The sequence below is a fragment of the Pyrinomonas methylaliphatogenes genome, from assembly GCF_000820845.2.
GTDB classification, from domain to species: Bacteria; Acidobacteriota; Blastocatellia; order Pyrinomonadales; family Pyrinomonadaceae; genus Pyrinomonas; species Pyrinomonas methylaliphatogenes.
On record NZ_CBXV010000008.1, the window covers coordinates 781,507 to 807,394 of the forward strand.

21 protein-coding genes and 1 pseudogene are annotated in these 25,888 nt (G+C 60.6%); 11 read left to right on the forward strand and 11 right to left on the reverse strand.

The window, feature by feature from the left end; all coding sequences use genetic code 11:
- Positions 1-100: 100 nt before the first annotated feature.
- The 3 genes from PYK22_RS14610 to PYK22_RS14620 all read left to right on the forward strand — a co-directional run bounded on the left by PYK22_RS14610 (position 101) and on the right by PYK22_RS14620 (position 4,107).
- Entirely contained in the window at positions 101-1,987 is a 1,887-nt protein-coding gene (locus PYK22_RS14610) for a M61 family metallopeptidase (protein WP_060635723.1), read from the forward strand.
- A gap of 17 nt (positions 1,988-2,004) precedes the next feature.
- Positions 2,005-2,781, forward strand: coding sequence for an enoyl-CoA hydratase/isomerase family protein (locus tag PYK22_RS14615; protein WP_041978396.1), 777 nt, complete (start codon positions 2,005-2,007; stop codon positions 2,779-2,781).
- 147 nt (positions 2,782-2,928) lie between these two features.
- Positions 2,929-4,107 (forward strand): TolB family protein, encoded by a 1,179-nt coding sequence (locus PYK22_RS14620; RefSeq protein ID WP_041978398.1) that lies wholly within the window; start codon positions 2,929-2,931, stop codon positions 4,105-4,107.
- A gap of 188 nt (positions 4,108-4,295) precedes the next feature.
- Here the strand turns inward: PYK22_RS14620 and PYK22_RS14625 are convergent, their stop codons facing one another.
- From PYK22_RS14625 to PYK22_RS18415, 7 genes and pseudogenes are all read right to left on the reverse strand, one after another.
- Entirely contained in the window at positions 4,296-4,988 is a 693-nt protein-coding gene (locus tag PYK22_RS14625) for an outer membrane beta-barrel protein (RefSeq protein ID WP_041978399.1), read from the reverse strand.
- A gap of 249 nt (positions 4,989-5,237) precedes the next feature.
- Complete coding sequence (locus PYK22_RS14630; RefSeq protein WP_041978402.1) at positions 5,238-6,926, reverse strand: SpoIIE family protein phosphatase; 1,689 nt, start codon at positions 6,924-6,926, stop codon at positions 5,238-5,240.
- Between the two features lie 47 nt (positions 6,927-6,973).
- Positions 6,974-8,428: a tetratricopeptide repeat protein gene (locus PYK22_RS16995; RefSeq protein WP_060635724.1), complete on the reverse strand. Its 1,455-nt coding sequence runs from the start codon at positions 8,426-8,428 to the stop codon at positions 6,974-6,976.
- Positions 8,425-8,910 (reverse strand): RDD family protein, encoded by a 486-nt coding sequence (locus tag PYK22_RS17000; protein ID WP_060635725.1) that lies wholly within the window; start codon positions 8,908-8,910, stop codon positions 8,425-8,427. Before PYK22_RS17000 ends, PYK22_RS16995 begins: the two co-directional genes overlap by 4 nt.
- 6 nt (positions 8,911-8,916) lie before the next feature.
- Complete coding sequence (locus tag PYK22_RS17005; protein WP_083437889.1) at positions 8,917-10,482, reverse strand: protein kinase domain-containing protein; 1,566 nt, start codon at positions 10,480-10,482, stop codon at positions 8,917-8,919.
- A 31-nt stretch (positions 10,483-10,513) separates the two neighbouring features.
- Positions 10,514-10,969 carry an FHA domain-containing protein gene (locus tag PYK22_RS14650; RefSeq protein ID WP_157770912.1) on the reverse strand — a complete coding sequence of 152 codons (456 nt, stop codon included), beginning with the start codon at positions 10,967-10,969 and terminating at the stop codon, positions 10,514-10,516.
- A pseudogene (locus PYK22_RS18415) lies at positions 10,970-11,035 on the reverse strand (zinc-ribbon domain-containing protein); the annotation flags it as partial.
- A 346-nt stretch (positions 11,036-11,381) separates the two neighbouring features.
- Here PYK22_RS18415 and PYK22_RS14655 point away from each other — a divergent pair.
- The 6 genes from PYK22_RS14655 (at position 11,382) to PYK22_RS14680 (ending at position 18,999) form a co-directional block, all read left to right on the forward strand.
- Complete coding sequence (locus PYK22_RS14655; RefSeq protein WP_157770913.1) at positions 11,382-12,929, forward strand: HlyD family secretion protein; 1,548 nt, start codon at positions 11,382-11,384, stop codon at positions 12,927-12,929.
- A gap of 167 nt (positions 12,930-13,096) precedes the next feature.
- On the forward strand, positions 13,097-13,765 hold the full coding sequence (locus PYK22_RS14660; protein WP_235789173.1) for an ABC transporter ATP-binding protein: 669 nt from the start codon (positions 13,097-13,099) through the stop codon (positions 13,763-13,765).
- Between the two features lie 106 nt (positions 13,766-13,871).
- A complete protein-coding gene (locus tag PYK22_RS14665) occupies positions 13,872-15,113 on the forward strand; it encodes an ABC transporter permease (RefSeq protein WP_041979220.1) in 1,242 nt (413 codons plus the stop codon).
- A gap of 24 nt (positions 15,114-15,137) precedes the next feature.
- Complete coding sequence (locus PYK22_RS14670) at positions 15,138-16,385, forward strand: ABC transporter permease (protein WP_041978410.1); 1,248 nt, start codon at positions 15,138-15,140, stop codon at positions 16,383-16,385.
- Between the two features lie 98 nt (positions 16,386-16,483).
- Positions 16,484-17,725 carry an ABC transporter permease gene (locus tag PYK22_RS14675; RefSeq protein ID WP_060635728.1) on the forward strand — a complete coding sequence of 414 codons (1,242 nt, stop codon included), beginning with the start codon at positions 16,484-16,486 and terminating at the stop codon, positions 17,723-17,725.
- A 2-nt stretch (positions 17,726-17,727) separates the two neighbouring features.
- Positions 17,728-18,999 (forward strand): ABC transporter permease, encoded by a 1,272-nt coding sequence (locus PYK22_RS14680; protein WP_041979223.1) that lies wholly within the window; start codon positions 17,728-17,730, stop codon positions 18,997-18,999.
- Positions 19,000-19,044: 45 nt separating this feature from the next.
- Here the strand turns inward: PYK22_RS14680 and PYK22_RS14685 are convergent, their stop codons facing one another.
- From PYK22_RS14685 to PYK22_RS14700, 4 genes are all read right to left on the reverse strand, one after another.
- Positions 19,045-19,806: a YIP1 family protein gene (locus PYK22_RS14685; RefSeq protein WP_041978412.1), complete on the reverse strand. Its 762-nt coding sequence runs from the start codon at positions 19,804-19,806 to the stop codon at positions 19,045-19,047.
- Between the two features lie 190 nt (positions 19,807-19,996).
- Positions 19,997-21,013: an ABC transporter ATP-binding protein gene (locus PYK22_RS14690; protein WP_211197725.1), complete on the reverse strand. Its 1,017-nt coding sequence runs from the start codon at positions 21,011-21,013 to the stop codon at positions 19,997-19,999.
- Entirely contained in the window at positions 21,010-22,029 is a 1,020-nt protein-coding gene (locus PYK22_RS14695) for an ABC transporter ATP-binding protein (protein ID WP_041978416.1), read from the reverse strand. Before PYK22_RS14695 ends, PYK22_RS14690 begins: the two co-directional genes overlap by 4 nt.
- A 43-nt stretch (positions 22,030-22,072) precedes the next feature.
- Entirely contained in the window at positions 22,073-23,695 is a 1,623-nt protein-coding gene (locus PYK22_RS14700; protein ID WP_041978419.1) for an acyl-CoA mutase large subunit family protein, read from the reverse strand.
- Between the two features lie 198 nt (positions 23,696-23,893).
- Between PYK22_RS14700 and PYK22_RS14705 the strand changes: the two genes are divergently transcribed.
- Positions 23,894-24,157: a hypothetical protein gene (locus PYK22_RS14705; RefSeq protein WP_041978421.1), complete on the forward strand. Its 264-nt coding sequence runs from the start codon at positions 23,894-23,896 to the stop codon at positions 24,155-24,157.
- Positions 24,158-24,339: 182 nt separating this feature from the next.
- Positions 24,340-25,866: a F0F1 ATP synthase subunit beta gene (atpD, locus tag PYK22_RS14710; protein ID WP_041978423.1), complete on the forward strand. Its 1,527-nt coding sequence runs from the start codon at positions 24,340-24,342 to the stop codon at positions 25,864-25,866.
- The last annotated feature ends 22 nt before the right edge of the window (positions 25,867-25,888 follow it).

The window sequence follows — 25,888 nt, forward strand, 5'->3', positions numbered from 1 at the left end:
TGGGAAGAGCTTGCGTGTCGATCCCGGTTGCTTCTAGTTGTGGGCCTTTCGTAGTAACATTGTGGTTCCATCGCCGGCACGCGCTTTTACGAAGATCTCCATGATTTGGGTTTTATCCGAAACGATGCACCAACATCATCTGTCTCTGCTCGTCTTCCTGTTGCTTTTGCTTATCGTCTCCTCTTCCGCTAGATCGCAGGGCGCGCCTCGCCGCACGCCGCCGGAGATCTCTTTCACCGTTTCGATGCCGCGCCCTTACACGCATCTATTCGAGGTCGAGATGCGCGTTCGATTGGCCGAGCCGCGAGCGCAGACCGATCTGGTCATGCCCGTGTGGACCCCCGGCTCTTATTTGATCCGTGAGTACGCGCGCCACGTGCAAGATTTCTCTGCGGAAACGCCTGCGCGTGCGCTCGCGTGGCGCAAGGTGACAAAGAACACTTGGCGCATCGATACGGACGGGGAACGCGAGTTCATCGTCAGATATCGGGTTTATGCGAATGAGCTTTCCGTGCGCACCAACGAATTGAACGACCGTCACGCTTTCTGGAACAATGCCGCGCTGCTTATGTACATTGACGGTTATCTCGATGCGCCGGCGACATTACGCATCATCCCTTACGGCAACTGGCGGATCGCGACTGGGCTTCCGCAGCTTGACGGTCAAGCGAACGTCTTTCGCGCGGAGAACTTCGACATCCTCTACGATTCGCCCGTGCTCGTCAGCGACTTCCACACGATCGAATTTCAGGCGCGCGGTGTGCCGCACCGCATCGTGATCGATGGCGAAGGCAACTACGATGCTGAACGAATCAGACGCGATGCGCAAAGGATCGTCGAAGCGGCGATCGAGATGATGGGCGATGTTCCGTATCGCGACTACACCTTCCTTCTGATGCTCGCGCCGACCGGCGGCGGCGGACTCGAACATTTGAACTCCTCGGCGCTTATCTGGCGTCGGTTCGGATTCCGTCCAGAGAAAGACTATCGCGATTTCCTTGCGCTCATGGCCCATGAATTCTTCCATCTGTGGAACGTCAAGCGCATCCGCCCCGACGCGCTCGGCCCATTCGATTACACGCGGGAGAATTACACGAAACTGTTGTGGGTGGCTGAAGGATTGACGAGCTATTATGAAAACATCCTTCTGCTTCGCGCTGGGCTCATCTCCGATCGAGATTACCTTCAGATGTTGGCCGAGGCGATCAAGAATCTGCAGAGCACGCCGGGGCGATTGGTGATGAGCGTCGAAGAGGCGAGCTTCGACGCTTGGATCAAGTACTACAGGCGCGACGAGAATTCCGTCAACTCACAGGTCTCCTATTATGACAAGGGCGCATTGCTCGGAGCGCTCCTCGATCTGGAGATTCGGCGGCGGAGCGACGGGCGCCGCTCGCTCGATGACGTCATGCGTTATCTTTACGCGGAGTTCTACCGAAAAGGGCGCAATTATACGCCGGAAGATTTCGCGCGAGCTTGTGAGTTGATGGCTGGAGCCAGCCTCGCTGAATTCTTCGAACGTTACGTGCGCGGGCGCGATGAGTTGCCTTACAATAACGTGTTCGAGGCGGTCGGATTGCAGTTGCGGACGAAGTCTGAAGATCCGAATAAACCGCCCAAAGCTTATCTCGGCGCGCAACTCGCTCAAGAAGGTGAGCGCCTGATGGTCCGTGCCGTCCGCGCTGGAACTCCGGCATACGATCAGGGGTTGAATGCCAACGATCAAATCATCGCGCTCGATGGCAAGCGCGTCGATCTGGCGTCTTTCAACGCGCGACTCGAAGAACGTCGCCCGGGTGAGATCATACGTCTGACGCTTTTCCGCGCGGACGATCTACGCACGTTGGAGATCAAACTCGGGGCGGAGCCGGATGACGATTACCGCCTCGTCCCGGTCCAGTCGCCGACCGAGGCGCAGCGGCGTCTTTATCGCGCTTGGCTCGGCGCGCCCTTTCCACCGCCCCTTCAGCAGAAGACGGGCGAATAGCTCGGAGCGTTCCGGTTATGAGCGAGTACCAATTCATCCGCTTCCGAATCGAACAGCAAGTCGGGCGCATCACGCTCGCCCGCCCGCCGCTCAACGTCTTTCACATCCCGATGATGAAGGAGATCGGAAAGGCGCTGGACCAGTGCATGGGGCAGCACGATATGGTGGCGATCCTTTTCGACTCCGCGCCCGAGTGTCGCGCTTTCAGCGCCGGAGTCGCGGTTGAAGACCACAAGGCGGAGACCGTCTATCAGATGCTCGATTCGTTCCACAACATCTTCCGTACCATCGAACAGATGGCCAAGCCGACCGTGGCCATCGTCGACGGGGCGGCGCTCGGCGGCGGCTGTGAACTGGTTCTAGGGTGCGACATCGTCGTCGCCAGCGAGCGGGCGCGTTTCGGCCAACCGGAGATCAAGCTCGGCGTCTTCCCGCCGATCGCGGCGATCCTCATGCCGCGGATCGTCGGCGAAAAGCGCGCGCGCGAACTGATCTTGACCGGCGAATTGATAGATGCGGCGGAGGCCATGCGCCTAGGGCTCATCAATCACCTCGTGCCGTCTGAACAACTTGAGCAGAAGGCTCAAGAAGTGCTCGATAAGCTGCGCGAACTCGCCGCCCCAGCCCTCGAAGCGGCGCGCCGGGCGATGGACGTCGCGCGCGGGCAAACGCTCGAAGCTGCGCTCGGCAAAGTCGAAGACATATATCTCAACGAACTCATGAAGACGGCGGATGCGCATGAAGGCATCGCCGCTTTTCTCGAGAAGAGAAGACCGCGCTGGCGCCATCGCTGATATCCAAGGCGCCCTTTTGACATCTTCGCATTGCCGGCTATCATACCTTGTTGCTTGCGCCCCTCGCTCTTTTTCCGCGCGTCAAAAGATCTGAGGGAAGTAGGCGACGACGCGACAAGTCACTTGAATCTTAGAGGCACGAGGATGATGTTGCAGTGCTTGGCGTTCGTCCTATTATCTCTCATCTTCCTTTCGGCCCTCGGATGCAACGTCGAGGTCAATGACGGCGATCTCAATCCTCTCCCGCGTTCTTTGCGCGATGTGCCAGCGGAGCGTTTAGCCTACCGCTTCACGCCCGATGTCGAAGCGCCGTTCGGAGCGGAGAACGGGCGCGCGGCAAGCGAAAAGCTCGAGGCGATAAGGCGCGATTTCGAGACGCGCCGCACGGATGATGCTCTGCTGCGCACCGTCCTGTCTCCGGATGGCCAGCGCGCTTTAGCGCTTTATGCGACGAGCGAGACGCCCGAGGGAGCGTTTCGCATCGATCTCTATGCGGCGGATGGCAGATTCTTGCGCAACATCTTGCCGCTCGATCTCATCGGAGCCTTCCCACAATCGGTCGCTTGGTCGCCCGATGGTCAAACGATCGCGTTCATCGGACGGCGCAACCCTTCATCCCAAGAGACCCCGCCCGCCGCGACGCCCGAAGCAAGTCCAACTCTGCCTGTCCCTTCGGGCACGGTCGCGCCTCTCATCCCATCTGTGCCGACTTTCAATACCGAACAGATCTACGTCTGTGATCGCGACGGCTTCGCCCTCCGTCCGCTCACGACGCGCGAGGGACTGATCTACTTTTACCTCGCATGGGCACCCGATGGTCACGCGCTCGTCGCTCTGGCGTGCAAACCATACGAGTTCGATCTACGCCTCAGCGAAGGGAAGCCGACGGCGGGGCGCCCGCGCTTGGTGATGCTCGATGGGCAAGAGCGTTTGCTCGACGACCGATTGACCGATGTATTGCCCGTTTGGTCTCCGGATTCGTCGAAGGTCGCTGCGGCGTTCGACACCGAAGCGATGATCTACGATGCGGCTTCCGATCATCCGACACAAGCGAGCATCCCGTTGCATGAAGACCTACTCGCCGCTTCCGTGCGTTACGACTTAGAGCGCTTGAAACCGGAATCGAACGGCAACACGGTGAACGCCGGTTCGGAAACCAACGGCGTCCCTCTCTCTTTCAATCCGATCATTCGGCTCGAGTGGCCGCAGCCTGAGAGGCTTTATTTGCAAACCGGATTCTTGCGCGTTTACGAGAACGAGACGGTGACCAACTATCTGCGTTGGCACGCGCTCGATCTCCGTCCGCAGGTCGCATCGCGCAAATGACGGCGCGAAATTCTTAAGGAAGTGGTGGCACAGGGAGCGTCACAGTGCAAAGGATGGCGCGAAAGATTCTGAAGGTCCAGTCTTCGGCCAATTCTATGGCATCATGATGATGTCATAGTGCAAGGGATGGCGCGAAAGATTTTGAAGGGGCGCCCCCTTCCGAGAAGCGCCCCTCGTCGCTTGCGGGATTAGCGGAAGACGACGCCGAAAGAGAGTCTGAGATTGTCTTGCCGTTGACCGATCAACCTCTGCGGCTGAATGAGGCCGGCGCCGTTTAGAACATTGACCGAACGGTCTTGGAGGAAGATCGGGTTGTAGTCGATCTGCAAGACGCGCAAGTCGACGCGATTGCTGAGGCGAACATCAAGCCCTCCGCCCAGAGCCATCGCGAAATCGTTCGCGCTCGTTTGCAGCGTGTTCCGCTGTGAGCTGCTCCCGAGCGTAAGTTGCTGTTCTGCGTCGAAGCGCGTGTTCGCAAGCCCGAAGAGTGCGCGAACGAACGGGGAGAGGCGGCTATCGTTGACGAATTTAAATGTCGGCCCAACTAGTGCGCTGCTGATGCGCGTTTCGAAATTACCGGTCCCATTCGACAGCGTCAGCGCCCTGTCATTCTGGTTGAAGGAGAAGTCTCCGGTAATGCCGAAACGCGGCGTGATGAATCTGGTGACGGACGTATCAATGCCATGAACGCCGGCTCGTTCGCCGAACTTCGGATCGCTGAAGGTGTTGTCCTGCAGATTGGGCAGCCCATCGGCTCTGAGGTAGGAATAGCCGATGAAGAACTCCGTTCGAGGCTTGTTATCGGCTCGACTCGCGCTTTGAGCAAAGGTCACAGGGACGAGAAGAAGCGAAGAAAGGACTAACAACAAAACCCTTCGCATAGACGTACCACTTTCCTCCTGCAAACTGCTTGAAGTTTGCCGGAAGCCATCTCCGCCCGCACCACAGCTGAGCCCTTCCCCTCATCTGAAAGGCGGTGGTCCGGTCGGAGCGGTTCTCGGCAGATGCTTGTAGATGAGGGGATCGCTACGGTTGGTTGCTCGCTGGGCTGAGTTAAGGCGATTAAATTTTTCTCATTCGAAGATAGGGCGCGAACCGTGCGCGGCGATGGGTGAGCGAGGCGAAATCACCTATAATTTTTTGACGATGACGAGCGTGATGTCATCGGTTGCCTGCGCGCCTTGGGTAAAGCGTGAGAGCGCGCCTTCGATCTGATCGCGCAACGCGGCGGCGGGAAGATGATTGTTTTCGATGACGGTTCGAGTGAGTCGGTCGAGGCCGAACTCTTCGCCCTGGGCGTTGCGCGCTTCGGAGATCCCATCCGAGTAGAGGATCAGCGCATCGCCATCTTTCAATTGGGCCGATCCGCTGACGAAACAGGCCTCTTCGAAGATGCCGAGCGGAATGCCGCTCGCGGCGAGCAGTTCCGTCTCGCCCGAAGCGCGCGCAAGAAGAGGCGGGTTGTGCCCGGCATTGACGAAAGAGAGTTGGCCTGTCGAAGGCTCTATCTCGGCGTAGAAGAGCGTCACGAACCGGTTCGAAGGGATGCACATGGTCAAATAGCGATTGATCTCTTTAACAACTTCGACCGGCGATTCGTGCAAGAAGACGTGAGCGCGAACCGCTGCGTGGAGCGACGACATCAACAGGGCTGCGCTTGTCCCTTTACCCGACACGTCGCCTAACACGATCACCAGTTTGCCATCTGGCCGCTCGATGAAATCGTAATAGTCGCCGCCTATTTCGTAGCATGGGAAGCTTATGCCTTCGAGCTCATACCCTTTCACGCGCGGCGGCGCGGCGGGCTGAAAGCTCTGTTGGATTTCGCGCGCGAGTTGTAGTTCTTGTTCGAGGCGTTGACGTTTGATCTGCTCTTCCGCCAAGCGCGCGTTCTCGACGCGAATGGCGGCGACCGAAGCGAGCGTGGTCAGGATCTTCAAATGATCTTCCGTGAAGCGGACCTCTTGCAGAGGAGAATCGGCATAGACCATGCCGAAGATGCGATCCTCGACGCCGAGCGGCACGGCGAGGACAGAACGAATGCCGCGGACGGTCGTCGTGTGCGCGAAACGTGGGTCGTGTTCAGCATCGGAAGTGAGGACGGAGCGCCCGCGCCCGATGACCTCATCGACTACGGAGCGGCTGATGCGGAATTCGCCGACTTCGCCTCGCCGCTCGCGCGTCTCCGCGACGCGCACTTGCAACTCCCCTCCGTCCGAATCGCGCATCATGATCATGCAGCGGTCCGCGGGAACCGCTTCGAAGACGAGCGAAGCGACCTGGTGCAGGGTCTCATCGAGCGTCGCTGAGGCTAGCAGCGTAATGCCGACTTTGCTGATCAGCGCGAGCAGTTCCCCTCGCTGTACCTCGTGGCGATCTTCCTCTCTCTTCTGCGCGCGTTGACGGCGGGCCGCCTCGATGGCTTCGAGTAGGCCTGAGGTGGTGCGATCCGAAGATGAGAGGCTGATCGTGGCTTCGGGAAGATAGGCTCGGGCCTCTTCGTCGATCGCGAGGGCGGACGTTCTGCTCGTTTCGTCGCGAAACTCGATCTCGGTCTCTCCGATGCAGATGATGCCGCGATCGGAAAGGGGCACGGGGCCGGCGATGCGCACGCCGGCGTAGTAAGTGCCGTTGGCCGAATTCAAATCGCGCAGCAGGTATTGATCGCCCTCACGCCGGATCTCGGCATGTACGCGCGAGGCGAAGGGATCAGCTAGACAAAGGTCGTTTCGCGCCGAACGGCCGATGGTGATGCGCACGCGATTCAGTTCGAACCGCTCAGGTGCTCGCCCCAAGTATCTGATGATGAGCTCTGGCATAAGGTGCACGTGATCATCCTCAGCGGCGCTTCGCGGGAGGTGGCCTCTCAACGCTGCGGCGCAAACCCGCGGCGCCGATCATATTCTCGCCCGAGAATCTCTTCGTAATGCCGCGCTTGGGCGGCGGTGCGTCCGCCGCCAGCGCGCGCCAGTTGAAAGTAGTAGAGCGCCGAAACCAATTCCGCGCGGGACAGCGAACGCGGATCACGCCCTTCGGCGATGCTCAGCCCCAAGTAGTAGTAGGCGTCGGCGATCCCGCCGCGACTTGCGGCGCGGAACTCTTCGAGCGCTGCCGCGCGATTTTGCCCCCACAGTTGGACTCCGCGTTCGAAACGCTCGCGCGGCGAAGGCGCAGCCGGCGAAGCGGAGGTCGGCGGTTGTGCCGCCGGCGCCGGACCAGGTCCTGGTCCAGTCCGGGCCTCATCGGTTTGAGGCGATCGTTCGCTCGGAGTCGGCGAACCGCTCGCTGCGGATGGTGAGGCGGACGTGTTCGGCAGCAGTTCGCTCAAACGCCTGCGCGCTTCGCTCGCGATATTGCGCATGGGCGAGAGCAGCAGGCTCTGTAGCAACGTGCGCGCTTCCGCGGAGCGTCCCGAACGAAGCAACGCTTCGGCCCAGCGCAAACGGACGGCATCCTCGCTGCCCGTCGGATCGACGGCGAGCGCGAAAAGCTTGCGGTAGCTTTCAGCCGCTTCGGCGTACAGCCCTTCATCCATCTGCGCATCGGCCAGCGCGCGCCAGGCGGCCCGGTCGTTCGGATCGTTAGCGACTGCCGCGAGGAAGGCGTTGATCGCCTCTTTGCGCGCTCCTGTGGTCAGGAGCGCATTGCCGAGCTTTCGGTAGGCGTTCGCGTTTGTCGGATCGAGGGCGACCGCTTCGCGCAGTCGTGCGATGGCGGCATCGATCTGTCCGGTCGCAAGCAATACATCCGCTTCAGCCATCTTCGCTTCGGCGGCAGCGCGCGCATCAGCCGTGGGCGTCGGCGGTATGGCGACCTCCTCGACGGGCTGCGTGCGAAATGAGCGCAGGGCGATGTACCAGGCCGAAATGATCGCGACGATGAGGATCGTCGCCGCGCAAACGGCGAGGACGATCCACCATCGCACGCTCTTCCTTCGAACGCTCGGTTGAGGCGTTTCGAGCGCGACGACCGGGCGCGCGGCGCCCGATTCGAAGTTCGGAAGGGCGGGCGATTCACTAGCGGCCTCAGAGCTCAAGGTGGCGGCTGGTCCGGTGGGAAGATCCGCAGCGCCCGCCGGTTTGCGCGAGACGACCGTCTCGGTCTCATCGAGCATGCCGTTGGTCGAAGCGCCCGAAGGGCGGTTCAGGAGATCTTCGACCTCGGTTGAGTCCATGCGCGTCGTCTGAAGCTCGGTTTGCTCCTCGTGCGTGAAGGAGGTCGTCGCGCTTGAGACCGGATGCAGTCGTGCGCCGCAGTAGCGGCAGAAACGCGCCTCAAGATTGGCCGTCGCTCGGTTGCATTGTGGACAGTAGCGTATCATCGTTCGTTGAATCGACGCGCATATTCTGGCGCGATGCATACTTCGGTCCGCGCGATCAGATCGTGAAGCGCGCGCCCGTGTGGATCTAAGAGCGCGAGGAGAAATCCGCCCCCCAGAAGCAGCAGCGATATCGGATAGCCGATAAAGTGGCGCAGGAAGGCCCGCCACAATCCGAGCGACTCTCCATCGGGCCTTTCGATGCGCAGCCCGGTGGCCCACTTGCCGAAAGTGGAACCGGTAAGCCCGGCGGCGACGACGAAGTTTAACAGAGCAGCCGCGATCGCCAAAAGGTAGCCGAAAGTCTCGATCGTGCTCCCGAAGAAACGGGCGCCGCCGCCGAGGAGTTGCGCGACGAAGGTTGAGGCGGCGAGCAAACTGACGACCAACGTGTAGTCGAGCAAGAGGGCCCCACAGCGTAGGGCGAAAGGCGCATGGCGTGTATGCACATTCGCGGAGCGTTTTTGCTCGACTCGCGTCGTCATCCTCGATCATCCGAGCAAGAAGTGGAGCGTCGTTTCGCCAAGCCTCAGTTTATCACCATTGACCAATACGCGCGGCTGATGCGGCGCCAGACGGATGCTCTCGTTGATGATCGTGCCGTTGAACGATCCCAGATCTTCCACCAGATAGGTATCGCCTTCGCGCCAGATGCGCGCGTGACGGCGCGAAACTTTAGTGCGCGGATCGAAACGCGACAGATCGATGTCGGGAAAGATGTTTGACTGCGGATCGCTCCGCCCGACGAGGTAACTCTCCTTGCTCAACTCGAACATCGCATCGAGTTCCGTCGTCCCAATGACGATCAGCTTCGCCGTCGCCCGATTCGCTGGCGCGCCGACGATCGGTTGACGCGCGCCGCAGTAGACGCAAAACAGATCTTCCGCTGCGATCCGATTGCCGCAGAAGCCGCAGTAAACGAGTTCGACCGCCGCTTGCGCGGCGATCGCTGGCCCGTAACTGACCGCGCCGACGCGCAGCTTCTCCAGGTGATTGATCAGCACGTCGCGCATCTCGGCTGCCGAACGATACCGATCTTCCGGTTGATACTCGACGGCGCGCATGACGATCCGCTCGATCTCTTCAGAGAGCGCCGGATTGATCTGTCGCGGACGCGGATTCTTCGTCCAATCGAAAACCAATAACGGTTTCTCCTGCGGGTCGGTTCCCGTCAGCAGGTGGAACATCGTCGCGCCGAGGCTGTAGATATCTGAACGCGGTTCGACTTTGCCGCCGAACAGTTCGGGCGGCGCATAGCCCATCGTGCCGACCGCCGTTACGCCCTTCTCTTGCGGCGCGACCCAACGCGCGATCCCGAAATCGATCAGCATTACGCGCCCCGACGCACCATCGATCATGACGTTGGCGGGTTTCAGGTCGCGATAGATGATGGGCGGTTGCCGCCCGTGAAGATAGTCGAGCACATCGGCGATCTGGATCGCCCATTCCGTGACGAGCCTCTCTTCGATGCGCCCGCCCGGCGTGGACCGCAAACGCGAGAGAAGATCGCCGCCCGAGATGTATTTCATGACGAGGTAGAAACGGCCCGCCGTCTGATCGTAGAAGTAGTCGTAGATGGTCGGGATCGAGGGATGTTCGAGCGAGGCGAGGAGCATCGACTCGCGGCGAAAATCGTTGATCGCCTTCTCCTGCTGTAGCTCGTCGAGCTGAGTTTGGATCATCTCCTTGACGGCGCGCGGCGCATCGCCCAAGTTGCGATCTTTGGCCAGATACACCGCCCCCATGCCGCCGCCGCCGATGCGCCGCACGATCTCGTAACGCTGATTGAGAAGCGTGCCGGGTTCGAGCGGCTTGTTCAGCGGGCGCCGCCCGCCAGTCGTCCCCAAAGGGCGATCCGACCCTTCGGGCCGCGTTTTGCGCGGCGCATCGCCCTTGGCATCGGTCCGCTTGTGGGGTTCCGGCCCCGAGACGACCAGCGAAGGCGGTGAGACTGAGATCGTCGCGTTCGCCATTGAGTTCGGCTGCGCTGCGCCGCAGTTGCCACAGAACCGATCATCGGGCGCAACGGGCGCGCCGCATTGGAGACAGCGTGACATGTCTTTGCCTGAAGACGGGGTCCAGCAAGCTTCAATCGAACTTGATCACATGAAAACGCAAGAAAGTCTTCCCGACGATGATCTCGTCACCGTCATGCAATGGGATACGCTCGCCGGGAAGCAATCTCCTCCCGCGATTGATGAACGTCCCGTTCGTCGAACCCAGATCTTCGATGAAGTAGGAGGAGCCTTCGCGCCAGATGCGCGCATGACGACGCGAGACCTTGGTCTCCGGATCATAGGCGTCAAGATCTATGTCGGGGAAGATCCCGTTATCCGCATCCCAACGGCCGATCTGCGCTTCGTCCGCATCGATGAAGAACTCCTTCCCTGCCGCGCGCCCCCGTTCGATGACGAGTTTGGCGTGCGGCTCGCTCATCCCGCTTCGCGACCAAAGCTCAAACGGTGGGCCAGTCTTTCGGGCGCGGTCGCGCTCGATTGGCCCGAACGAAGATGGCGCGCGCGCGGATTCTTTCAGCAGCAGCATCCCGCACTCATCACAATATTGCGATCCATCGAGGTTTTCCGTGCCGCAGCGGGCGCAGGTGATCATAAGGTCATTCAACCCCCGCTTGAATTTAGGGGAAGAGTCGAGTCACGAACGCTGACCAGCGCCCGTTTCTGTGCATTCTAGCGCGAAACCGAAACGCGCGCCAGCCTCTTCGCCCTCTTCTCGGTCGGCGGCCTAAATATTGCGCCGCTTGGAGATAGGTTGGAGAGGGGCGGAGGCTCGTGAGGAGTGGATTTCGCTCAACGGCGGGCGATAATGCGCTGATGCAGCGCGTGAAAGCCCTCGGCGCATCGAAAAGATATTGAAACCGCAAGGCGACTCCCGACGTAAAAGTGTTAACGAAGTTTCAGCGAGGATCGTTCTAGCACGGAGTAGAGAGCGCATGGCTTTGAGCCGCAAAAGGAAGATAATCATCGCCACTTCTGCCATCTTGGTGTTGACGATCATCATCGTCATCAGCATCTTCGCCAATCGGCGCGAAGAGCCTGAGGTGACGACGGCGCGCGTCGAAGTGCGCCCCGAACTGCGTTCGGTCGTCACCGCCTCAGGCGAGGTGCGCCCCATCCAATTCCTCAATCTGACGAGCGAAGTCGCCGGGCGCATCGAAGAGATCTACGTCAACGCCGGCGATTACGTGCGTAAAGGGCAACCGCTCGTGCGCCTCGATCCGACGCAGCTTCAGGCGCAAGAGCAAGCGCAGCTGGCCGCCGTCCAGGCCGCTTTAAGCGACGTGCAGAACGCCCGCACCCAGGTGGCGGCGGCGGAGAATCAGGTGGCCCAGGCGCAGCAGAATCTGGTAGCGGCGGAAGCGGCGCTCGCGCAGGCGCGGCAACAGGTGGTCACGGCGCAGACGGATGTCGACCGCGCGCAAGTGGACTTCAACACCGCGCAGCGGGAGCTGCGGCGCGTCACAGAGTTGGTTGAATCCGGCGTCGCTTCCCGTTCCGAATACGATGCGGCGCGCGATCGTTATGAACAAGCGCGCGTCGCTTTGCGCGCCGCTCAGGCGCGGCTCGAGCAGCAGAGGATCGCGGTCGAAGAGGCTAAAGCGCGCGTCAATCAGCAACAGATCGCGGTGCGCGATGCGCGCAACGGCGTTGAGCGCGCGCGCGCCAGCGTCCGTTCAGCCGAGGCGCGCGCCGATCAAGCGCAAGCCCTTCTGCGCGGGCAGGCCAGTCAGCGCGCCAAAGCCACGCAGTATTCGCCGCTGACGGGCGTGGTCGCCGACATTCAAGCGCGCGTCGGGCAGTACGCCGTCGCCGGGCTTTCGACGACGCCGCTCATGATCATCGCCGACATGTCGACGATCAACGTCGAGGTCAACGTCGATGAGACGGAGATAGCGCGCGTCGAAGTGGGCCAGCCAGCCAAGATCAAAGTCGATGCGCTGGGCGAACGCGAGCTCGAAGGCGTCGTGACGCAAAAGAACCCGCTCGCCGTCGGCAAATCGGACCTGCAGGGCGGCGGCATCTCCAGCCGCGTCAACACGCAGGAGGCGAAAGAGTTTAAGGTCGTCATCGAACTGCGCAATCTTTCTGACGAAGTGCATGACACTTTGCGCCCGGGCATGAGCGCGACGGCGACGATCATCACCGAAGTCAAAAAGAACGTGATCGCCATCCCCTTGCAAGCGATCGTCGAGAAGGCGGCCACGCCGAGCGGATCGCCATCACCCACGCCGCAACCGACGCTTCCCAGCACGCAGCGCCCCAAGACGATCAAGGGCGTCTACATCCTCGAGGGGAACAAAGCGAAATTCGTCGAAGTGACAACGGGGATCACGGGCGAGAACGATGTCGAGATCACGAGCGGTTTGCAGCCGGGAACGGAAGTGATCACTGGGCCGAGCCGCGTTTTGCGAACGCTGAAAGATGGCACCGTCGTCAAACGGCAAACTCGCCGATCGACTGCCTCGAATTCTAACGAGAATCGTTGAGCGAAAGCGGCCCGATCGCTGTCGAAACGGCGCGGGCAGATTTGAAGCCCGAATGGATGGTTGATTGTGAGATGAACGATACGATGTTGACCGCTCAGGTTCAAGAAGAGATCGTCCCTTATGGTGAACTGTTGGCCCAAGAGGCGGTGCCCGCAGCGCTCATCTCCATGCGCGACATTTGGCGCACCTATCAGATGGGCGAAGAGCAGGTTCATGCGTTGCGCGGCGTCTCCTTCGATGTGCAAAAGGGCGAGTACGTCGCCATCATCGGCCCTTCCGGGTCGGGCAAATCGACCCTGATGAACATCATCGGATGTCTCGATACGCCGACGCGCGGGCGTTATTGGATCAACGGGAAATTGGTCTCCGAAATGGATGATGATGAGCTAGCGCGCATTCGCAATAAGGAGGTCGGATTCGTTTTTCAAACCTTCAACCTGTTGCCGCGCGCGACCGCTCTACACAACGTCGAGCTCCCGCTCATATACGCCGGTGTGCCCGCCGCCGAACGGCGCGAACGGGCCAAGCGGGCGCTCATGGCGGTCGATCTGGCGGATCGGATGATGCACAAGCCGAACGAGCTTTCGGGCGGTCAACGGCAGCGCGTCGCCATCGCGCGCGCGCTCGTCAATCACCCTTCGATCCTTCTCGCCGATGAGCCGACCGGCGCGCTCGATACGGCCACCAGTCGCGAGATCATGAATCTCTTCGAACGCCTCCATGAGGAGGGCAATACGATCATCATCGTCACACACGAACCCGATATCGCCGCGCGCGCCCATCGCATCATTTCGATCCGCGATGGGCGCATCGAGAAGGACGAGCGCGTCAAGTGACGCGGCGAAAGGTGGCATGCTCGCCGCGCCATAAGCTTCTTACGCCTCCCGCGCTCGCCGCTTCGACCCCTCGCATGCTTTGCGCGAGTCGCTTACGGCCATGAGGATGACGGCGCTTTTCTGGGAAGCTTTCCTGATCGCGGCGGCGAGCCTGCGCGCGAATAAGCTGCGCACCGCGTTGACTCTTCTCGGCATCATCGTTGGCGTCGCCGCCGTCATCGCCGTCGTGACGATCATCAAGGGGCTGGACCGGACGGTCGCTAACACTTTCTCCTCGCAGGGCTCGACGGTCTTCAGCGTCTCGAAACGCCCGATGGTCATCCTCTCGCGCGAAGATCTCGTTCGCTTCAACAAACGCAAGGACATCACGGAAGATGATGCCGAAGCGATCGCGCGCCTCTGTTCATCTTGCTGGCGCATCGGCATCGCCGTCAACAATCCGAACACGCTCGTCAAGTACAACGACCAGAAATCGGAGAACGTGTTGGTTCGCGGCGTGACGCTCCCGATGCTCGCCATAGACGATGTCAACCTCGCTGCCGGACGGGCGTGGACCGAAACGGAGGAGACCGCCGCCCATCGCGTTTGCGTCGTCGGAGCCGATATTTTGACCAACCTATTTGGCGGCGCGCCGCCGGAACAAGCGATCGGGCGCGAGATCCGCATCGCCGGCCAACCTTTCGAGATCATCGGCGTCGCCGAAAAGTTGGGGAGCATTTTCGGCTTTTCGCGCGACAACTTCATCTACATCCCTTACGAAGCTTACAAACGGGCGTTCGGCGCGCGCACCTCGCTCATCATCTTCGTACAAGCGCGAAGCGCCGACGAACTCGAAAACGTCGAGGATGAGGTGCGCACCATCATGCGCAATCGGCGCGGCAAGACCTTCCTCGATGAGGATGATGGTTTTGCGCTCGAAACGCAAGATGTCTTCCTCGACCTTTATAAGCGAGCGACGTCGAACATCTATCTCGTGACGATCGGCGTCGCTTCCGTTTCGCTCATCGTCGGCGGCATCGTCGTGATGAACATCATGCTCGTCTCTGTGACTGAGCGGACCAGAGAGATCGGGATCCGCAAGGCGGTCGGCGCGCGGCGCCGCGACATTCTGACGCAGTTTCTCATCGAAGCTGTGGTCCTGACGGCCATCGGTGGCGTCATTGGCGTTGGGCTCGGTTTCGGTTGCGCTTATGGGCTCGCCTTCGCGTTAGGCTTCCCGACGCTGATCAGCGTCTGGTCGGCGATCCTGGGCGTCAGCGTCTCATCGGTGGTCGGGATCATCAGCGGATCGTGGCCCGCTTGGCGCGCGGCTGAGCTCGATCCGGTCGAAGCTCTGAGGGCCGAATGAGATTCGGAGGGGGGAGGGCGCACGATGGCTTGGGAAGGGAGTCGAGAAGCGGCAGCCATCGCCCTTGATGCGTTGCGAGCCAACAAGCTCCGCTCGGCTCTGACGATCCTCGGCGTCGCGATCGGCGTCATCACGGTCACCTTCATGGTTTCGATCATCCAAGGGTTGAATCGCGCGTTCGCCGAGCAGATCGAATCGCTCGGTTCAAACACAATCTTCATCTCGAAATTCGATCCGAGTTTCGGGCGGCCACCGACCGCCGAGGAGCGCCAGCGCAAAGACCTGACGGTCGAGGACGCGGAAGCGATCGCGCGCGAAGCGAAATCGGTCGTCAGCGTCGCGCCGGTCCATCGCAAACTCAGCGTGAGCGCGCGATATCTGGACCACCAAACGGATACTCCGGCCCTGCTCGGCGTCACGCCCGCATACGAGTTTACGCTTTCGCAGTACGTTGGGCGTGGGCGGTTCATCACTGAGTTCGATATGAGCGAGCGGAGCAACGTCTGTGTGCTCGCGCAGGATGTCGTCCGCGCCCTCTTCCCCTTCGATGAGCCGCTGGATAAGGAGGTGCGGATCGATGGACGCCCGTTCCGCGTCATCGGCGTGATGGAGCCGCTCGGAAATTTCTTCGGCCAATCGCGCGATAACACGATCCTCATCCCGCTGGCGACCTTCGACAAATACTATGGCGGGATCGATGCGCCGTTTCCGGAAACGCTCTTCTTCATCATCGTGCGACCGCGAACGCGCGCCGATGTGGCGAACGCCGTCGATGAGATCACGGACATCTTGCGCCGTCGGCGTCAGGTGCCCGCGGGCGCGCCGAATAACTTCGGCATCTCGACGCAAGATAGCTTGCTCGATTTCTACAACCAGTTGACGGGCGCGACGGCGCTGGTTCTGACGGCCATTTCGTTCGTCGCTTTGGCGATCGGCGGCATCGGCGTGATGAACATCATGCTCGTCTCTGTGACTGAGCGGACCAGAGAGATCGGGATCCGCAAAGCGGTCGGCGCGCGACGCCGCGACATCTTGCGCCAATTTTTGATCGAAGCCGTAACCCTGACGTTGATAGGCGGACTAGCTGGTCTAATCGTCGGCGAAGTGGCGAGCTTGCTGATGAACAGATATTCGCCGCTTCCAGCCTATGTGCCGTTGTGGGCCATCATCGTCGGGATCGGGATCTCGGCTCTTGTCGGGATCGGTTTCGGTTTATGGCCCGCTTGGAAAGCGGCGCGGCTTGATCCGGTCGAAGCGCTGCGCTATGAATGATGTGGATCGCAACTAAATCGCGCGGTGTAACGTATTATCCAATTGAAGCATCCAATGTCTGAGTCGCTTCTTTAGGGCGCGCGATTCGACTTTCGGCAGTGAACGTCTACGAAACAATAAAGGTCGCGCTTTCGGCCATCTGGGCGCACAAACTGCGGTCCTTCTTGACGCTGCTCGGGATGATCATCGGCGTCACCGCGGTGGTCGTCATCGTCGCCTTGATTCAAGGCTTCAACGCCTACGTCGATGAGAAGATCGCGAACATCGGCGCGAAATCGTATTCGATCTATCGTTTCGATTTCTTCAAAGATTTCAGGGACACGGATACGCTCGCTGCCGCTCAACGGCGCAATCCCGAGTTGACGCTCGAGGATTACGAGTATCTGCGCGCGCGGTTGCAGTTGACCGAGCAACTCGGCGCGCGCGTGGCGCCGACCAACTCTCAGGTCAAACGCGGGACGCAGACGCTCGATAGCGTCCCCGTCTGGGGCACGACGCCCAATATCGTCGAGATCGAGAAGACGGATATCGCCGACGGGAGGTATTTTACCGAAGGGGAGAACGAAGTCGCCGCGCGCGTCTGTTTCATCGGCGCCGATATCGCGGAGAAGCTCTTCCCGTATGAACCGGCCGTGGGCGGCGAGATCTACATTCGCGGCATCCCGTTCCGCGTCGTTGGCGTGCAAGCGCGTTACGGTTACGTCTTCGGGCGTCCGCCAGTCGATTCTTCGATCACGATACCGATACGCACATACATCCGAACGTTCGGCCCGCCGGTGCGCAATCGGTGGCTCTATTTTATCGGCAAAGCGGTCTCTGATGAGCTTTTCAATGATGCCGTCGAAGAAGCGCGCGCGGCTTTGCGTCTGCGGCGCGGATTGCGGGCCGATGAGGAGGACAATTTCGGCATCGTCACGCCCGACGTGATCATGGGCGCGCGCGATCGCATCTTCGGACCGATCTTCATCGTGGCGATCGCCGTCCCTTCGATCGCTCTTGTCGTCGGCGGCATCGTCATCATGAACATCATGCTCGTCTCTGTGACTGAGCGGACCAAAGAGATCGGGATCCGCAAAGCGGTCGGCGCGCGCCGTCGCGACATACTCAAGCAATTTCTCGTCGAAGCGGTGACGCTTTCGGCCATCGGCGGAGCGATCGGCGTGCTGCTCGCTTGGTTGCTCAGTCAGATCGTCAGCCTCTATGTCTTTCAGACGCGCCTTTCGTTGCTCGCCATCTCGATCGCCATCTTCGTCTCGGGCGGCATCGGAGTGATGGCGGGGATCTTCCCGGCATGGCGCGCGGCGCGGCTCGATCCGATCGAATCTTTGAGGGCCGATTGAAGATGGTCAGGATCAAATTCTTACGCAGCGGCGGCAGTTTCTACGAGAACCTGTGGATGGCGATCGCGACGCTTCGGGCGCACAAGCTTCGCTCGTCGCTCACCATCATCGGCGTCGTCATCGGGGTATGGACCGTCATCGGCATCTCTTCGCTCATCAGCGGCATCGATTTAGCCGTCAAACGTGAGGTGGAATCTTTCGGCATCCGTTCGATCTTCATCTATAAGTTCGACATCGGCTTTCGAACCAGCGAGCCGACGCGCGAAGAGCGCATGCGCCCCAATCTGACTTACGAAGATGCGCTGGCGATCGCGCAACTGCCCTCCGTAGAGGTTTCCGTCCCCTTCCTGAACATCACGAATAATCGGTGGGGGCAGAAGATCTTGGTCACGCGCGCAGGGAAGACCTCCGCTGCCGTGCGTCTCGAAGGCACGCTGCCCGATTACGAACGCGCCGGGGTCGAGACGATCTCCGAGGGGCGTTTCTTCGTCCAGTACGAGAACGATTCGAGTCAACCCGTTTGCGTCATCGGGTCAAGCGTGGCCGACAACTTCTTCCCTTACGGATCGCCGATCGGCGAAACGATCGAAATCGGCGGGCGCGAATTTCGCGTCGTCGGCGTGCTCGCCAAACGCGAACAGTTCGGCGGCGGTGAAGGGAGCGATGATGTCAACAACGTCATCTATGTCCCTTACAACGTGGCGCGCAAACTGAAACCGAACGCCGATGACGTCTTCATCCTGGCCGTGGCGCGGGCCGGATATCTTGACCAGGCTAAAGACGAGATCACCGATCTGCTGCGCCGCCGCCGCCAGGTCCCCTTCGATCAGCCGAACAACTTCAGCATCGAGACGGCTGAATCGATCGTGCAACAGTTCCGTTCGCTGATGGCCGGCGTCGCCATCGCGATGGTCGCCATCTCCTCGGTCGGGTTGATGGTCGGCGGGATCGGCGTGATGAACATCATGCTCGTTTCGGTCACCGAGCGGACCAGAGAGATCGGCACACGCAAAGCCATCGGCGCGCGCCGCCGCGACATCCTCTGGCAATTCCTGATCGAAGCGGCGACGCTGACGGGGATGGGCGGATTGATCGGTTTGCTGCTTGGCTGGGCCACCTCTTTCGTGATCCGCCTCTTCTTACCTTCGTATGTGCCGCTGTGGGCGCCCATCGTCGGCGTCATCGCCTCGGTTGGGATCGGCATCATCTTCGGTTTGTGGCCCGCTTGGAAAGCGGCGCGGCTCGATCCGGTCGAGGCGCTGCGCTACGAGTGACGAGCTGTGAGCGGCGTTTTCGCCCTCTTGAGTCAGATATGCCCGTCACGCTATCGGGACATTGAACAGCAGCGCGATGAGAAGGCGCACCGCAACTCCCAACCCCCAAACGATGAGGACCACCATCCAAGCGACGGGCGGTGAGAGGCGCGCTATCTGGCGCATCCCGGTGGCAGCGAGGAAGAGGCCGTAGAAGGCGAAGAGATCTATCGCCCCCAACAGCGTCCCCAAAACCGGATGGGCCGAGATATCGACCAGAAGGCTGAGGTTGGCGTGAACCAGTCCGCCTCTCGAACGGACGATGTCTATCTGGTCCGGAGATTGAATGAACAGAAGGATCACATCGCCGATAGTCTTCACCAGAGCCGGCGGCAAAGATGAATAGGCCCAGATCGAAAGCGCTTGGCGATAACTCAAAGCCCCCCCCATCGCCATCGCGCCGAGCATGTAAAGGGCTGAGCCGATGGCGAAGGCGAGGGCGACGGAGATGATCACTGAGACGTATCCCAGCGCCCGGATCGTGGGGCGCATCTGCATTTCGATGGCGCGTTCCCTATCTTCGGCAGAGAGACTGGCCGCTTGTGGGGAATTCTCCACGTTAGCGCGCGCTATATTCTCGTAACCGATGCGCTGCGTGAAGAGGAAGTTGTAGACGAGAAAGGTCGCCATAACGATCAACGTGGCGACGAGAAAGCGCGGGCGTTCGCGCAGGGCGGCAAAGGCCCGTCCGGGCTCGAAGAAGATAGCCGTAAACGTCTCTTGCGCGCTCGCCGTCTGTTCCGGCGGGCGATTTGGCGACTCGTTCATGGACCATACCCCTTCGCGTTGTGAGATGACGATCTGATGCGCCTCAAGCGGCGCTAGCTTATCACTACAAACGAAGAAAGAGAAGCGAAAGTTCCGGTCCAGGCAGAGGGCAATTGATGGGAAGGGGCGGCACGAGAAGAGGGCGAACCTTTCACAACCCGCGCCATCGGAACGGTTCTCCGACCGAGCCTCATTCAACTTGGCGCGCGCTGGACCAGCCGGGCACGCGGATGCAAGCGACCGTATGACCCGGCGATACTTCGCGAAGGCGCGGGTCCGTCTCGGCGCATTCGGGCAGAGCTTCGGGGCAGCGCTGGCGAAAGCGGCAACCTGAGGGCGGGTTGATCGGCGTGGGCACATCGCCGCGCAGGATTATCCGCTCGCGTTTGCGCCTTGGATCGGGGATGGGGATGGCTGAAAGCAACGCGCGCGTATACGGATGAAGCGGACGCGAGTAAAGCTCTTCGGCGCGCGCCATCTCGACGATGCGTCCCAGATACATCACCGCAACGCGATCGGAGATATGTTCGACGACGGCCAACCCATGCGAGATGAAAAGGTAGGTCAACCCGAATTCCTCTTGCAGATCTTCGAGCAGGTTGATAACCTGCGCTTGCACTGAAACGTCAAGCGCCGAGACGGGTTCATCGGCGACGATCAGTTTCGGGTTGAGCGCAAGCGCGCGCGCGATCCCGATCCGTTGTCGCTGCCCGCCGGAGAATTCGTGTGGGTAACGATCCATGTAATCGGGGTCGAGTCCGACTTTGCGCATCAACTCGGCGACGCGCGCGCGCCTTTCGCTCTTCGTCCCGAGGCGGTGGATGGCGAGCGGTTCGGCGATTTGGTCGCGCACTCTCATGCGCGGATCGAGCGAGGCATATGGATCTTGGAAGATGATCTGCATGTCGCGGCGCAGGGCGCGCAGTTCGCCGCTTTTGAGTTTCAGGAGATCGCGACCATCGAATGTGATCTCGCCGCGCGTCGGTTCGATGAGTCTAAGCAGACATCTGCCGAGGGTCGATTTGCCGCAGCCGGATTCGCCGACGATGCCGAGAGTTTCGCCGCGAAAGATGTCGAAGCTGACATCATCGACGGCGCGGACGACTAGCCCGTCCGCTTCGAGCGGAAAGTGTTTGACTAGCCCGCGCACGCGCACAAGCGGTGTTGTCTGATCCGCTCCCGCCTCATTCATTCCGCTATCGTTCATCTCGTCGCACTCTTTTCTTCGACGTCTGCGCGGGCGATGACGGTCGAGTCGTAAAGCACACAACGCACGCGCACGCCGCCGCCGAGTTCGTAGAGTGGTATCTCGCTTTCCGTGCAGCGCGCCATTCGGTATGGGCACCGCGGCGCGAAATGGCAGCCCGGCGGAAGGCGCGTCAATTTCGGCACGTTCCCTTCGATGGCTTGGAGCCTTTCTGCCTTCCGCACCCCGGCGAGCGTCAGTTTCGGCACTGAACGAAGCAGCCCTTCAGTGTAAGGATGTTTGGGGTGCGCGAAAAGCTCTTCGACCGGGGATTCTTCGACGATGCGCCCCGTGTACATGACGATGACGCGCTCAGCCGTTTCCGCTACGACCCCGAGGTCGTGAGTGATGAGCAGTATGGCGAGATTTCTGGTCCGGCGCAGACTGTCGAGCAGTTCGAGTATCTGCGCTTGGATCGTCACATCGAGCGCGGTGGTCGGTTCATCGGCGATTAGGATCTGTGGATCGCAGGCGAGCGCCATGGCGATCATCACGCGCTGCCGCATCCCGCCCGAAAGTTGGTGCGGATAGTCATCGACTCGACGGTCCGGGTCGGGGATGGCCACTTCGCGCATCGCTTCGATCGCCGCTTCTCGCGCTTCGCGACGCGAAAGCTTGCGGTGCAGGCGAAGCGCTTCGGCGATCTGTTCGCCGACGGTGTAGACGGGATTGAGCGAAGTCATCGGATCTTGGAAGATCATCGCGATGCGGCTGCCGCGTATTTGTCGCATCTCTTCTTCCGAAAGTTCGAGGAGATTGCGCCCGGCAAGCAGCACGCGACCGCCGACGATCTCCCCGGGCGGAGGGACGAGCCGCATGAGCGAAAGCGCGAGCACGGATTTCCCACATCCAGATTCACCGACGAGCCCCAGAAGCTCACCTTCGTCGAGGTGGAAGGAGACCCCATCGACGGCGCGCACTACGCCCTCGCGCGTCGTAAAATAGGTCTTCAATCCCTCTATTTCGAGCAGAGCCATACGCTATCTTTCAAGCTCCTGGACCGGCGACGATCGGCGCGTTTTAAATATCGACGGCTTCTCTGTATTCGCCCCAGACGCGACGTAACCGATTGCTGATCTCGCCAACGGTCGCATAAGCTTCAACGCAATCGAGAATGCGCGGCAGGAGATTCTCGGTCCCGCGGGCGGCCTCTTCGAGCGCGGCGAGCGCCGCTTCCACGCGGACTTGATCGCGCCGCGCGCGCACGGCTCTGACGCGCTCGATCTGTCGCCGTTCGATCTCCGGATCGATGCGCAGGATGGGGATCGGTTTCTCCTCTTCGATCCTGAAGCGGTTGACGCCGACGACTATCTGATCACCCGTTTCGACGGCGCGCTGGTAACGGTACGCCGCTTCTTGGATCTCGCGCTGCACGTAGCCCGTTTCGATGGCGCGCAACATGCCGCCCATCGCTTCGATCTTCTCGATGTAATCCATGGCGCGCCGTTCGATTTCGTTGGTCAGCTGTTCGATGGCGTAGGATCCGGCGAGCGGATCGACCGTGTCGGCCACGCCCGATTCATAGGCAATCACTTGCTGCGTGCGCAGCGCCAAACGGGCCGAATCTTCCGTGGGAAGAGCCAACGCTTCATCCATCGCGTTCGTGTGCAGCGATTGCGTGCCGCCGAGCACAGCGGCCAGAGCTTGGATCGTCGTGCGCACGATGTTGACTTCGGGTTGTTGCGCCGTCAGGGTTGAGCCAGCCGTTTGCGCGTGAAAACGGAGCATCATCGAGCGCGGGTCGCGCGCGCCGAACCGGTCGCGCATCGTGCGCGCCCACATCCTTCGTGCCGCGCGAAACTTGGCTACCTCTTCGAGCAGGTTGTTGTGTGCGTTGAAGAAGAAGGAGAGGCGCGGCGCGAACTCATCTATTTCGAGCCCGGCTTTGAGCGCCGCTTCCGTGTAGGTGATGGCGTTGGCCAAGGTGAAAGCGACCTCTTGCACGGCTGTGGCGCCCGCTTCGCGTATGTGGTAGCCGCTGATCGAGATCATGTTCCACTGCGGCACTTCGCGCGCGCAAAAGGCGAACGTGTCGGTGATCAAGCGCAAGCTGGGCGCTGGCGGATAGATGTACGTGCCGCGCGCGATGTACTCCTTCAAGATGTCGTTTTGAATCGTCCCGCGTAGCTTCGCCGGTTCCACGCCCTGCTTTTTCGCCACCGCGATGTAAAGGCATAAGAGGATCGCGGCGGTCGCGTTGATCGTCATCGATGTCGAGACTTGATCGAGCGGTATGCCATCGAAGAGCCGCTCCATGTCTTCGAGCGAATCGATCGCCACGCCGACTTTGCCGACTTCGCCCGCTGCCAAAGGGTCGTCGGAATCGAGTCCGATCTGCGTCGGGAGATCGAAAGCGACCGATAGGCCAGTCGTCCCTTGCGAGAGCAGGTATTTGTAGCGCGCGTTCGATTCTTCGGCGGTCGCGTATCCGGCGTACTGGCGCATGGTCCAGAACCGACCGCGGTACATGTTGCGTCGTATGCCGCGCGTGAAAGGGAATTCACCCGGCGCGCCGAGATCGCGGTCGTAGTCGATCGCGTCGGTGTTCTGCGGATTGAAATCGTTCGGCAGCTCAATACCCGACGAAGTCTCGAAACGCTGGCGACGTTCGCCCTTCTCGCTAGTCTTCGTTTCGCCCGTCATAGCCGTTAGCGTCCCTTTCCCTAGCTCTTCGAATCGAAGCCTAGCACGGGCGCAAAGCGGCTCGCAATCTGTTCGGCATCCGGGCTCTGCGAGCGACAAAGTTTTATCGCGCTGGACATAGGCGTGAGGATTTGACCATAGGCGGCACGATCGCATAGCATCGGTGAAGCCTATCTCTTCACCCGATTCAGGAGCGCCGTGGAACTGGAGGAAGACGCCCGAAAATTGACCGAACAGCTCGGCGCCGCCATCAATCGCGCCATCGAACGCTCGTTCGAAGTCGCCGACGCGATCGAGAAGCTGCGCGAAGCCGGCTATGAAGTCGAATTGCAACTGAGACTGGATATCGGCCTTCGCCCGCATCGAGGAGCGAAAAAAGGCGAATTCGAGTTGGAATTGACCGATGAGGATCGTCGCACGCTGCGCCAGATGAAGATTCGCCTAGATGATCTGGAAGATTAACCCACAGCGCATCAGGCGCTTTTTCGATCTCGTCGAAGATGAAGATTCGCATGGCTGAGCCGGAAGATTAACCCTCTGCGGCTTTGCCTTGCCGCCGCATCTGTGCTATCCTTTGCAGCTTTTGATTCCTGCCGGAATTCTTTCGCTGAAAGCGCTGAAGAGTCGTCACGGAAGAGGTCTTTATGAGCAACGAACAGACGAACGGTTATCGTGTGGGGCGCGTCGTGCAGGTCATCGGTCCGGTCATCGACGCGCAGTTCGAAGAAGGGCATCTCCCGCCCATCTATAACGCCATCCGCGTCACTTCTGAAGGATTCGATGTGCCGCATCCGATCGACATCATCTGCGAAGTCGAACAGCACTTGGGCGAAGGGCGCGTGCGCACCGTCTCGATGCAACCGACTGAAGGCGTGGTGCGCGGCATGAAGGCGATCGATACGGGCGGACCGATCACGATGCCCGTCGGCGAAGGCACGCTCGGTCGCGTCCTGAACGTCATCGGCGAACCCGTCGATGGCCTCGGACCGGTCGAAGCCAAAGCGCGCTATCCGATTCACCGTCACGCGCCGTCGCTCGAAGAGCAGTCGACCGAGCTTCAGATGTTCGAGACCGGCATCAAGGTCATCGACCTGATTCAGCCGTTTTTGCGCGGCGGGAAGATCGGTCTGTTCGGCGGCGCGGGCGTCGGCAAGACCGTACTCATCATGGAGTTGATCAACAACGTCGCCATGAAACACTCGGGCTTTTCGGTCTTTGCGGGCGTCGGCGAGCGGACGCGCGAAGGCAACGATCTGCTCCGCGAGATGGTCGAGTCGCGCGTCATCGACTTCGGCGAAGAGTTCTACCGCCACTTCGAAGAGACGGGCGATTTCGACATGACGCGCGTCGATCGCAACGCGCTGCGCAACTCGAAAGTGGCGCTCGTCTACGGCCAGATGACCGAACCGCCCGGCGCCCGTCTGCGCGTCGCGCTCTCGGGGCTCACTGTCGCCGAATATTTCCGCGACCAAGGTCTGGACGTGCTTCTATTCATCGACAACATCTTTCGCTTCACGCAAGCCGGATCGGAAGTGTCGGCGTTGCTTGGCCGCATGCCTTCCGCCGTGGGCTATCAGCCGAATCTGGCGACTGAGATGGGCGAGTTGCAGGAACGCATCACCTCGACCAAGACCGGTTCGATCACCTCGATTCAGGCCGTCTACGTTCCGGCGGATGACTACACGGATCCGGCTCCGGCGACGACCTTCGCGCATCTTGACGCGACCACGGCGCTGTCGCGCCAGATCGCCGAGCTCGGCATCTATCCGGCGGTCGATCCGCTCGCCTCGACGTCGCGCCTGTTGCAGCCCGGGCTGGTGAGCGACGAACACTACTACGTGGCGCAAGAGGTAAAGAGGATCTTGCAGCGCTACAAGGATCTGCAGGACATCATCGCGATCCTCGGTCTCGATGAGCTGTCGGAAGAGGACAAACTGGTCGTTGCGCGTGCGCGCAAGATCCAGCGCTTCCTGTCGCAACCCTTCTTCGTCGCGCAGCAGTTTACGGGGCGCGAAGGCAAATACGTCAAACTCGAAGATACGATCAAAGGCTTCCGCGAGATCGTCGAAGGCAAGCACGACGATCTGCCCGAACAGGCCTTCTACATGGTCGGCACCATCGAAGAAGCGCAGGAGAAAGCGCGCCAGATGGCGATGGCTGCCGCCGCCTGAAGATCCCGGCGAAATCGAACCC

What these genes read in the sequence shown, in the direction of transcription:
- PYK22_RS14665 (WP_041979220.1), top strand. Translation starts at nt 13,872, where the DNA reads ATGACGGCGCTTTTCTGGGAAGCTTTCCTGATCGCGGCGGCGAGCCTG.
- PYK22_RS17000 (WP_060635725.1), bottom strand. Translation starts at nt 8,910, where the DNA reads ATGACGACGCGAGTCGAGCAAAAACGCTCCGCGAATGTGCATACACGC.
- PYK22_RS14680 (WP_041979223.1), top strand. Translation starts at nt 17,728, where the DNA reads ATGGTCAGGATCAAATTCTTACGCAGCGGCGGCAGTTTCTACGAGAAC.
- PYK22_RS14650 (WP_157770912.1), bottom strand. Translation starts at nt 10,969, where the DNA reads ATGCTGCTGCTGAAAGAATCCGCGCGCGCGCCATCTTCGTTCGGGCCA.
- PYK22_RS14670 (WP_041978410.1), top strand. Translation starts at nt 15,138, where the DNA reads ATGGCTTGGGAAGGGAGTCGAGAAGCGGCAGCCATCGCCCTTGATGCG.
- PYK22_RS14685 (WP_041978412.1), bottom strand. Translation starts at nt 19,806, where the DNA reads ATGAACGAGTCGCCAAATCGCCCGCCGGAACAGACGGCGAGCGCGCAA.
- PYK22_RS14625 (WP_041978399.1), bottom strand. Translation starts at nt 4,988, where the DNA reads ATGCGAAGGGTTTTGTTGTTAGTCCTTTCTTCGCTTCTTCTCGTCCCT.
- atpD (WP_041978423.1), top strand. Translation starts at nt 24,340, where the DNA reads ATGAGCAACGAACAGACGAACGGTTATCGTGTGGGGCGCGTCGTGCAG.
- PYK22_RS16995 (WP_060635724.1), bottom strand. Translation starts at nt 8,428, where the DNA reads ATGATACGCTACTGTCCACAATGCAACCGAGCGACGGCCAATCTTGAG.
- PYK22_RS14610 (WP_060635723.1), top strand. Translation starts at nt 101, where the DNA reads ATGATTTGGGTTTTATCCGAAACGATGCACCAACATCATCTGTCTCTG.
- PYK22_RS14615 (WP_041978396.1), top strand. Translation starts at nt 2,005, where the DNA reads ATGAGCGAGTACCAATTCATCCGCTTCCGAATCGAACAGCAAGTCGGG.
- PYK22_RS14700 (WP_041978419.1), bottom strand. Translation starts at nt 23,695, where the DNA reads ATGACGGGCGAAACGAAGACTAGCGAGAAGGGCGAACGTCGCCAGCGT.
- PYK22_RS14620 (WP_041978398.1), top strand. Translation starts at nt 2,929, where the DNA reads ATGTTGCAGTGCTTGGCGTTCGTCCTATTATCTCTCATCTTCCTTTCG.
- PYK22_RS14695 (WP_041978416.1), bottom strand. Translation starts at nt 22,029, where the DNA reads ATGGCTCTGCTCGAAATAGAGGGATTGAAGACCTATTTTACGACGCGC.
- PYK22_RS14630 (WP_041978402.1), bottom strand. Translation starts at nt 6,926, where the DNA reads ATGCCAGAGCTCATCATCAGATACTTGGGGCGAGCACCTGAGCGGTTC.
- PYK22_RS14690 (WP_211197725.1), bottom strand. Translation starts at nt 21,013, where the DNA reads ATGAACGATAGCGGAATGAATGAGGCGGGAGCGGATCAGACAACACCG.
- PYK22_RS17005 (WP_083437889.1), bottom strand. Translation starts at nt 10,482, where the DNA reads ATGTCACGCTGTCTCCAATGCGGCGCGCCCGTTGCGCCCGATGATCGG.
- PYK22_RS14660 (WP_235789173.1), top strand. Translation starts at nt 13,097, where the DNA reads ATGCGCGACATTTGGCGCACCTATCAGATGGGCGAAGAGCAGGTTCAT.